The sequence below is a fragment of the Acinetobacter sichuanensis genome, from assembly GCF_003024515.2.
In the GTDB taxonomy this organism is placed as follows: Bacteria; Pseudomonadota; Gammaproteobacteria; order Pseudomonadales; family Moraxellaceae; genus Acinetobacter; species Acinetobacter sichuanensis.
This window is the reverse complement of the sequence record NZ_PYIX02000071.1, coordinates 1-8,027: the sequence shown is the minus strand read 5'-3', so window position 1 is coordinate 8,027 and position 8,027 is coordinate 1. Positions and strand designations below refer to the sequence as shown.

The following is an 8,027-nucleotide window of genomic DNA, read 5'->3' as shown; positions in this document are numbered from 1 at the left end:
AAACAACGGTATCTTTTTGATCTTTTTTAATGAATTTCATTTTAGTCACATAGTAATCATGTTCCTGAAGCTCTCGGACACTTCTACCTTTTAGATCTAATTTAGCTTTATATGGCTCTACGGTTTCATAGTTTAAGTGCCAATGAGCTAAATCACGCCCGGCTTTCGAGAATGCCCAGAAATCTTCGGCTTTTTTTACGCATGGGATACGTGGTAACTCTTTAGTCAAGTTGTCTGCATAACGAGTACGATAATCTTCACTGTGCAACAAGCCATTATTTTTTATTATGTTTTATATAAGTATCTAATTATAAAAGAATATAAATATTAACATGTACAAATGGTGGCATAATTAAACATTATAAATAGTTTCACTAAAACCATAAAAACAAAAACCATTTATACAACTATTTTTAGTTGTATAAATGGTTTTTGTTTTTACATTAAATATTAGTTATATTTAACATTGATATTTTTTTGCTCTTTTTTGAGTCTTTCCTCACGAAACCCACAATTGGTATTCGCATAAGGGCATGAAGCGCATCCGGCACAGAAAGCGAATGGCTCTTGAAGATTGTCTATAGTAGAGCCAATTTCTTCGATCACTTCATTTACAGCATAGTCATTGAACTGCATCACCTTTAACCGCTTACCGTACAATACTGCTCGACCTAGATCAACACTATCAAGCAAACCAAGAGTCCGTAATTGACGACCAACCCATTCAGGGCGTTCCCATTCCGGGATTTCGTTTGTCATGCTTGCGCCATAGTTATCGTCAAGCATTGTTCGTAATTCAAGAATAAGCTGAGTAACAGTAAAGCGGATAAACCCATTTTTAATTAGATTTTTGACAGCTTCACGCAACACCTCTATGGGGTCATTACTCTCAAATTTGACTGTTTTCTGCTTATTAAGACCGACTTCAAGTTCATCTGCACACTCCTTGCCAACGAGCGAAGCGATCACACGCAAGGGGAGTGCAATTTCATCGAATCGACCTGTTTTTTCTGTATGTGTAAGTGAAATATCTTCAATTTCATTACATTTAGCAAAAGCCCATTGATGTAATTCTTGTCGTAACTTCTCAACATGCAAGAAGTCAGATGCTCCCATTTTTTTAATCTTACCTTTTTCACTGTCAGGCATGATAAGTGTTTGAATACGCAACATACGTGTACTCAAAATATCATCAGATCCTTGGGTGTTCGATATTAATTTTATGCCGAAAAAGTTAAGACGCTCAGTTTTCATCGTCTTAACGTCAGTCCAAATTTTCTCCGAAGTGTTTTTGTTATACGATACTTTAAGTGCTTGAACTAGATCACTAAATTGAGTTCCGTCTCGACCACCTTTGCTTGCGATACCCTCTAAATCATCGAACACAACAAAACCTCTCGATGCGTCAATATGCCTTGCAGCAGTTGCAGCACTGACTTGTCCGATCACTGAGCCATTGCATGAAAGCTTAGACATCACAATCCCTGTTTGAGATTTGCCTGAGCCGGCTCGTCCATTTAGGAATATAATGGGTACAGATTCAAAGATGTTTTGAACATAAGTAGCAATCACCGTTAGTGATAGTATGCAGTAATCTTCAGGTACAGGAAGCCATACAGATTGCTTTAGTACATTGTGAATATCAGTATAAATATCCTTAGCAGATCTAATTTTTGATCTGCCTGATATGTAGGATTCAATGCTATTCCAACTCCAAGAGCTGTAATCATTTGGCTTTGGTTCTGCTCGAATTAACGTGCCATCGGTCAATCTAATTACACGTTCAGAGTCCGGTGTTCCGGGAGGTGCAGGGGATTTAACTGATTTGTTAATCACACCATCTGAGCTAACAACCACAGTTTCATAGCGTTCACTAATATATTCCTGACCGTATTCATCGGTCTCTTTTTTTCTCATTAATGTCTGCACCGGATAGTACATTTTGCGATTAATGTAAGCCCCATTGATGTCAATCGGGGCAACGTGGAATCGCCCCACCGCATTTTTTACATTGAACGGATCATTGTTATCAATCGTTTCAACTGTAATAGAGCAAACAGGAGCTTCTTCAAGTAAAGATAAAAATTCATCAATACAGCCGTCCGATCTAAAGAAATCAGTCCAATCAGCCCCCCATTGGTCACTCGGCTTTTCTGTACCGTCTTTTTCAAATTTTGGATTAGCATAATGCGCCGGGCATCTGACTCGATAGCAGTCTCCAACGATAAATTCCGATATTTTTTCAGCCATCGTGTCACCGGCTTTATCGAAATCTTGAGTTAGATAGATTTTGTCAAACTTAGCCCAAAAATCGGGGTTTTTCATTTGTTCAGGAATGCTTGTACCATGCGTTCCTGAGCAAACTAGATAATCATCTAATAAGTCATTTTCTTTTAAATTTTGATAAAGAACCCACACATCTTTCATGCCCTCGCAAACAATCAAATTACGTTGTTTATTGTGGGTGTGTGAAAAATATATACCAACCGGACTTTTGCCCCACCCATTTGAGGCGATAGGATTCTCAGTGACATGGGGGATAACATAGAAATACTGTTGCTTTGCAAACTCACCATTCATCAAGCGGATTGGTGTTGCTAAAGCTTTAGATCTAACCTCGCCATCGGGAGTGGTGGTCTTTCTTGTCAATCCGAGCTGAAACTCAACAATAGTCTCTTTCTTTAATGATCTTGCATATAAATATTCCATTGCAGATTCATTATTTAGTAATTCCTTATGTAGGGTCTGTTGCCAACTCCTAGACTTTTCATCCAACGGCTCTACTTTAACTTCTTGCGCTGTTTCGGTTTTTTTAACCAAAGGCTTTTGCTTGGTTTTTATATTGGTCTTAAAGTTTTGATTACTACTTATACCTAAAAGTTCCTGAGCTTCTTTGATGGCTTTTGCTTTATCTCCATTCAACCTAATACTCAAGACCTCAAGAAGATCATAACTTTCTAACGTGGAATTTTTAGCAGCATCACCACTAAAATCTCTACACATCCCTAAAAAACGTCCACTCAAACCTATTTTAAACGATCCTTGGTTGGTAGCAGGGGTATCATAAACATCACCTGTTACCCAATAACTCCCTTGTTTCTTACCATTAGGAAACAACAGTTGTGCGTAATGTAAAATATTAGAATTAAACCCATCAACAATATTTTGAATATCTAAATTGTTCATAATTACCCCAACGCTGCATTTCTAATATTTGATAAATTTTTCTTCCAATCTCCAATAGCATCCTCGTGGTCAAGATGCCCATAATGTCGCCTAATAACCTCCTCGCTATCCAACAAAATTAAAGCGACATAACCAAATGCCCCTCTATGTATCTTTAAATAGGTGGTCGCTACTATATGCCTAAAATAATGTGCGCCAATCCCACCCGACTTAATAGATTGATCCGCATATAAGGCAGTAAATTTCCGAGTACATGTGCTAATAGCTGTGCCGGTTTGTTTTCTTCCAAGGCTTGAAACAAAAAAATACTCATGGGGTTCGGTTTCGCTCATAAACAATGGACGAATCGTATCGACATAAAGATCTAATATATGCGTTAGATTCTCAGGAATGCTTAATTGAAACCTCTCAGGGATATTCCTTTGTTTATAGTTTTTGAATTGGGATTTCGGGATGCTTATTTTATATATCCCATCTTTATCTTTATAAATACATTCATCTTCTTTATGAAAACCAATTTTCATGTCTGCCCAATTTCTTACTCTTAAAGGACAAATAAGGAGACATTCAACAAGAATAATATCTCTGACAACACAATAATATTTAACTTTTATTTGATGATTATTTGAATTTAAATAAATATCTAAATCCAAGTATGCTTTTTTTAAAGCATCAAAAACATAACTAGCAGGACTGTCTAGCTCAATAATTTTTTCATTTCTAGCATTATGCGATCTTGGACTTGTCTTTATAAACGGTTTAATTTTTTCATAAATAGTAAACAAGCTGTCATAATTTTTCTTTGACATTTCAATAACATCATCAGATGACACATTATAATAATCACAGATAATTTCACGAGAAAATTCACAGAAAAAACAATGGTCAGGATGCCAAATAGTTTTAGCATACTGCATCACCATAGAAAAAGACATAAGCACATAACCGTCTTTCTTAATGTCATTAGCTAACACCGCCCTTAAAATATCAGGCTGATAAACATTAAATAAAGTTAATTCACCATAAGTTAGGAGACCTAATTCTAATACTTTTTTTAAAAGAGCAATTGTTACTCCAACAAATGAAGAATAAGAGGGGACGTATAAGTCCTTTGTATAAACATAAAAATTAGATATTAATTTAGCATCTAAAACCGTTTCTTTAGGTAAATCCCCTTTGCATTTCCTAACTTTCCATTGCTCATTAATTTTTTTATCTAGCAATGGCTCTGTTTTATAAAAACAATAATTATAAAGCTCCAACCTAAGCTGATCCGGTAGTAAAGAAACATTCAATCTTTCAACGTACTTAAAGTTAGAAGAACCATCAACAACACTACCGCTATCCGATAATTTATGTGTGTTTAAAACATTTGTTTTAGGTATTATTGAAGTTAAATAACCCTGTGGAGCATGTGCTAAAGCTTCTATAGCTTCTAGCACTACATAAGGCTTACTTGATCTCTCAGAGTAATTAACTCCATCACAATACTCTACAAAATTTGGGAAAAACTGTCTTTCAAAATACTTGGTAATCATAGAAAAGGTTATAAATTGATGACCACAATAATCATTAATTAAACTTGCAACAATCTGAAACTTTTTCTTATTTGATTTTAACTCGTAAACAGTAGGCTTATTAAATTCAAAAATACAATCCAAGCAAAACAAAAACCTCTCGGTTGCATTATAGTTTTTGTTGTATACATTATCACCTAAAGACAACCAAAGATTAGTACCATATAAAGCAAATATTTCATCCGTAATAAAATTAAACGCAATTCTGTATGGAGATATAGATTTAATCAAACCAGAATGGTTAATCTCAACTCTATTCCTACCATAATATTCTTTATATTTCTCCAAAAAAACCTGTAGGTTATCTTCAGATGAATAAAAAAAGTTAAGAACATCATCAGTGGTTCTTAGATTAAATTCACGGATTGAAAATTCTAAACAGAACAAACAACTATTTTTCAAAGCACGAATGTACGCATCACTACGCCCATTTTTTTTACTTATTTTTTCAACATAGTAACGACAATTATCCTCAATTTCTCGAACTATTAAAAGGTAGTTACTATTCAACTCATTTAAATTACGCATACACAAATTACTCCCAAAAAATAGGATGTCAAATTTGAAACACGCATATAAATGTGCGAAAATGATTAAATCTAGCCTGCACAGTTAGATAAACACTTTCAAAGTCCGGTACTGCTTCAACAGTGCCGGACTTTTCATTTATATGGTTTCGCCAATAGATTCTTGCAAACTGAGTTTTTCATAAGCAGCAGTCGTTAATTCCAAATTACGTCTCACCCGATCTGCACTCCTCCGCAAATAACCTTTTTTCTCCAAAGCAGCCAAATAAGGGGCTGCATTGGCTGATTTAATATCTAAAAAAGTAGCAATCTCTCGATGTGTCGGCATGTACCGATTCTTAACCCTATACTCTTTTAGAAATTCCAATAACAAATATTGGCGATCAGTCAATATAGGGAGCTGCTTAACAACTGAACTTTCAATAGTATCCACATGAGACTCCATGCTTGATATAAACGCCTAAACAATAAAAATACTATCACCAACCAATAGTTTGTTCAATAGTTTGCCCAATAGTTTGCATATAAAAATGCACATATACATTTCCGTAGAATACAGAAAATAGGATATAGATTAATAACATGTCACAACAAAAAAGCATGTCATTAAAATAAAAATATAAAACAAATTCAAATACTTATTTCAATCATTCTAATGACACGATCTATGACTTGCTATTGACACGTATTTTTCCATGTCAACAATAGCGTGTCAGTTTTTTTAATAGTGTGTCAGAATAGTGTGTCACAAAAAATATTGACATAAATATATAATATATATAAATATTTATTTATTTATTTATATTTAGTGACATGTATTTTTTTTAACAGGTCATCACTAATAATGATATATTTCAAATACTTAAATTATTTTTGACACGCTTTTTTATTTTTTTGATGTTTTTTTATTTTTCATTCTATTTTTGAGTATTTCTACAATTATTCATATATATCCAACATGTTTTATATTATTTATTTTTTTCATGCAAGATTTTAATTATAAGCTATTGATATTTATTGTTTATTTATTATCAATATTACTATACAACACCTTTAAACTTAGTGCGGAAATTGGAATAGTAAAATACAAATAAATCAAATATTTATGTTTGATTATCCGTTTTGTGTGTGTGCCTGTAGAATGATTTTTTATAAGTAAAAGGTTTCTACAAAAAAACACCTCGCATGGAGGTGTTGTTCTTGGTGGACTCGATCACAACAATTCGATAATTAAAGCGTTCATTTCGTCTTTCGATTTCGAGCTATTCATTTCTGTTACTGACTTTGATTCAAGAATCGCATCACGATACTGTTTGCGCTCGAATAGCACTGTTTTTAGTAGTTTGAACTGCTCATATTCGTTAATAAGCTCCACAGCGTCATTTAGCTCATTTGAGCGTACTGAAGCTCTATTAATCAACACGTATGCGTCTAAATCTTTATTAGTCTTTCTAGCAGCAGCAACTTTCTCTTGCATGTAGTCCAATACTTGCAGATCAAGTAGGCTTGGCTGAGTAGGGATTATTAGCACATTGGATACAAGTAGAGCTTCACGAAAGACCGTTGAATCTCGCCCTGCAACATCTATTAGGACGTACTCATATTCCGCATCTAATTTCTCAAGCTGTAGTAATAGATTTTCGTGAATACACTGACACTCAATATCTCCACGTTGTCTAGCCCATTTTGAAGATGATTGTTGTTCATCACAATCAATCAGTATGCTTTTTCCTTTTTGATTGAGCGATACAGCTAAATTAGTAGCTAGTGTAGTCTTACCAACTCCACCTTTTCGGTTCGCTATAGTTATAATCTTAGCCATTAACAAACACCTTTAAATTAATAAATAATCGTTTATTTGTTTGTATTTATAGTCGTATTATTTAATTGATAAATTAAACTATAAAATACTGTATACATAAAACTGTTTATACACCTAAAAATACAACTATTATTTATTGTTCTTTTTTAGGTTTAGTAACATTAAGTTGATTATTCAATATCTCTTGATATTCTTTAGCACCCAAAACCTTTTTACATTGTTGCAAGATACTCTCACGAATGAATACGCTAATCGAAATATTCTGATCTTGCCCAAGTTTTTTAACAGCTTCATCAATCACGTTAAGTTCTTCAACAAAGAGTGGGATAGTTAGGTTGCGACCATGTTTAGTACGAACACGTTTAGCTATTGGTAGTGTGTTTTTCTCAATATTGATGATTGATTTATTGCGTGTGACGATTTGTTCCTTATCTTTTTTTTCTTTACCATCTGATACCTTTGCATCTGAATTTACGTCATCTTGAGTAAACTCAGTATTCTCCATTGCTTTTTTAAATCTATTACTCATATCAATATCCAAACTATAAGTTAAACTAATATTGTAACTAATAATAGTTGTATTTTTTAAACTATTATTAGGTTTTTTTTGTAAAAAAAATGGGGGGGTTCACCCCCATTTTTTAATACTAAATATCTAATTTAGGTAAGTTTCTAACAATCTTCATTGTTTCAAGACTGACAGTAATCACTCGTAAAAACAGATTGAGAGGGTATGATGGATCATTCATTGTTTCGATTGCCCAATCATTCGCATCATTCACAATGCCACTGTCTTTATGCGTAGATACGCCTTGGCGTTCCATAACCCATTCGAGTGCAGGCTTGCCATTTACAACGTAGTCATAGGCTTCTAATGGGATATTTTCGATAGTGATAGCATTATTATAAACAACG

The 8,027-nt window shown here is 33.9% G+C and carries 7 protein-coding genes; all 7 read right to left on the bottom strand.

Features of this window, described 5'->3' with window-relative positions; all coding sequences use genetic code 11:
* The coding region (locus C9E89_RS20890; protein WP_322887908.1) for a type ISP restriction/modification enzyme at window positions 1-271 on the bottom strand (271 nt) is incomplete at its 3' end.
* A 179-nt stretch (window positions 272-450) separates the two neighbouring features.
* Window positions 451-3,186: a toprim domain-containing protein gene (locus tag C9E89_RS20885; RefSeq protein ID WP_107010078.1), complete on the bottom strand. Its 2,736-nt coding sequence runs from the start codon at window positions 3,184-3,186 to the stop codon at window positions 451-453.
* 2 nt (window positions 3,187-3,188) lie between these two features.
* Window positions 3,189-5,291 (bottom strand): hypothetical protein, encoded by a 2,103-nt coding sequence (locus C9E89_RS20880; protein WP_107010077.1) that lies wholly within the window; start codon window positions 5,289-5,291, stop codon window positions 3,189-3,191.
* Window positions 5,292-5,429: 138 nt separating this feature from the next.
* Window positions 5,430-5,723: a LexA family protein gene (locus C9E89_RS20875; protein ID WP_162622368.1), complete on the bottom strand. Its 294-nt coding sequence runs from the start codon at window positions 5,721-5,723 to the stop codon at window positions 5,430-5,432.
* Between the two features lie 780 nt (window positions 5,724-6,503).
* Window positions 6,504-7,112 (bottom strand): AAA family ATPase, encoded by a 609-nt coding sequence (locus C9E89_RS20870; protein WP_107010075.1) that lies wholly within the window; start codon window positions 7,110-7,112, stop codon window positions 6,504-6,506.
* Window positions 7,113-7,245: 133 nt separating this feature from the next.
* On the bottom strand, window positions 7,246-7,641 hold the full coding sequence (locus tag C9E89_RS20865; RefSeq protein WP_107010074.1) for a hypothetical protein: 396 nt from the start codon (window positions 7,639-7,641) through the stop codon (window positions 7,246-7,248).
* 118 nt (window positions 7,642-7,759) lie between these two features.
* Window positions 7,760-8,027 (bottom strand): type ISP restriction/modification enzyme (locus C9E89_RS20860; protein ID WP_322873884.1); only part of this gene is annotated, 268 nt, incomplete at its 5' end.